The sequence below is a fragment of the bacterium genome, from assembly GCA_021158245.1.
Taxonomy (GTDB): domain Bacteria; phylum Zhuqueibacterota; class QNDG01; order QNDG01; family QNDG01; genus QNDG01.
Window position 1 is genome coordinate 1 of the sequence record JAGGVB010000178.1, and the last position, 2670, is coordinate 2670.

The window sequence follows — 2670 nt, forward strand, 5'->3', positions numbered from 1 at the left end:
AAATTATGGATATGGGAAAAATAGTCAGACGGGTTACATCGCAGACAAGTAATAACGCTATCCTTGGCGGGCTGTTAGCAGTTATAATGATGTTCCTGTTTTTAAGAAACTGGCGCCCGACTCTGGCAATTTCTCTGGCTATTCCAATTTCTTTGATTGCTACTTTCATTCCTATTTATTTAGCCGGTTATTCTTTAAACATTATGACACTGGCGGGCCTGGCGCTCGGTGTGGGGATGCTGGTGGATAATGCGGTAGTGGTCATAGAAAATATATACCGGCATCTTGAATTGGGGGACGATAGAATTACATCAGCTAAACTCGGCGCGTCTGAAGTAGGAATGGCAATTACCGCATCCACTTTAACGACTATTTCGGTGTTTTTACCTATGATATTTGGCGGCGGTATTGCCGGTCAAATGATTCGCGGATTAGCGTTGACAGTGTCCTTTGCCCTTTTTATGTCATTATTTGTTGCGCTTACTATTGTGCCCATGATTGCATCCATATTATTTAAAAAAAGAAGCTCGGAAAAAGAATATGAAAAAGCTTCCGGCTCGCAGAGGTTTGAAAAATTCAAAAATAAGTACTTAAAACTGCTAAAATTGACGTTGCGACACCGCCTGCTTACTATCGGCATTGTGGCAGTCCTTTTTATTATCTCTGTGGGGCTTATTCCTTTTATGGGAACGGAATTTATGCCCAAGTCCGATATGCCCATGCAAGTTTTAAAAATAACAATGCCGGTGGGTACTGAACTTGAACAAACCAATGAAGTCGTTTCACAGCTTGAAGAAATTGTCAGTAACATTGATGAAGTAAAAATATTTTTGGTAAACATAGGCACTATGGGAGAAGGAATGGCAGTTTCCGACCCCAGCAGCCCTGGTGGTGTTAATGAAGCCACCTTGTTTTTGAAGTTAAAAGATCTCGAAGACAGAGACAGATCTTCCGATGAAATCATGGAGGAAATAAGAAGCAAGGCTCCGAAATTGGAAGGTGTTAGATATTCTGTCCTCGATATGTCCGGTATGATGATGGGAGGTGGAGAATCTGCACCTGTCGTGATAAAGATATTTGGGAAAGATCTTTCTGAACTCAAAAATATAAGTAATACGATTGAAAAACGAATTACTGATGTTCCCGGTATTCGGGATGTCAATAATTCCTTAAAAGAAGCAAACATGGAACAACATATTGTAATCAACAGGGATAAAGCGTTTCGCTATGGACTTACCGTGGCACAGATTGCTTCAGCAGTACGCACCGCAACCCTGGGCACAAAAGCAGGAGAATTTAGAAAAGGCGGCGATGAAATTGATATCCGTGTCCGGTTAAATGAAAACAGCAGAAACAGCCTGCCGGATATTGAACATATAAATATTGCTTCGCCGCTGGGTTTTACGGTTCCCCTGAACCACGTGGCAAAAATTTTGCCCGGTGAGGGTCCGTTAAAAATTGAAAGAGAACATCAGGTTCGCGTAGCCACGATAACAGCCAATATTCTTGACAGAGACCTTGGCGGCACTATTGCCGATGTAAAAGAGAAAATAAAAGATATTGAAGGAAACCTGCCCACCGGCTATTTCATTGAATATGGTGGCTCGTATAAAGACATGAAAGAAAGCTTTACAACGCTTTTGCAAGCTCTTCTTTTAGCCATCGTCCTTATGTATGTAATCATGGCGGCTCAATTTGAATCTTTCAGCCATCCTTTTGTAATTATGTTTACATTACCATTGGCTCTAATTGGCGTAGTTTTACTTTCCCTTGTGACAGGTACTACCTTAAGTATAGTATCTCTCATGGGCGCCATAATTTTAGCGGGAATTGTGGTAAACAACGGAATTGTTCTGATCGATCGTGCCAACAAATTAAGAATAGGGGGAATAGAAAAACATGAGGCGCTTATTCAAGCAGGCGGCGACCGTCTGAGACCGGTTTTAATTACAGCTCTGACGACTATTATTGGAATGCTCCCCATGGCAGTCAGTACAGGCCAGGGAGCAGCAATGAGAGCGCCAATGGCAATCGCGGTTATTGGCGGTCTGATATCGGCGACATTCTTCACATTGGTAATTGTGCCGGCTGTTTATAGCATTGTTGATCATATTTCCTATAAAACGGAAAAAGGTTTTATGAATAAATTGCATGGTGAAGATGCTTAAAGTTATTAACCCTTGCGAAGGTTTGTGTGATGTGTTATGATGGTCATACGATGATAAATATGTTGGGTACGAATTATGATGTAAATAACCTTCGCAGGGGTGTTTTTATTGCAGCTATTTGTTATCAACAATTGGCATTAATTTGGGCTAATAGCGATTGAAAAATAACAGCATGATATTACGGTTTTTTTAAAAAACCTGCGTTTTTTTGAGTTTCGCACCGAAATGCACAAGGCATTAATATTGGAATATTTAAAGATCAAGTGGTTGAAAAATAGAAAAGTTTTTTATTACGGACGAACTCGTTCGGCTTCACAATCCGGCTCTGCCGTAAATTCGCTCATTTTTGGTTAGGTAAATGATATGGAATAATTAGCCTGGATTATTCATAAAAACTCAGAAAAATGCAGATAATGGCTTTAATTACAACAATTTACAGAAAACTCAACTTTTGAACTAAGTTTTTATTAATGTGATGATTTTGAGCTTAATACTCAGTTCT

At 40.0% G+C, this 2670-nt stretch carries 1 protein-coding gene; it reads left to right on the forward strand.

What is annotated here, in order from left to right:
* Positions 1-2168: efflux RND transporter permease subunit (locus J7K93_09870; GenBank protein ID MCD6117311.1), on the forward strand; the 2168-nt coding region annotated here is incomplete at its 5' end.
* Positions 2169-2670 lie beyond the last annotated feature (502 nt).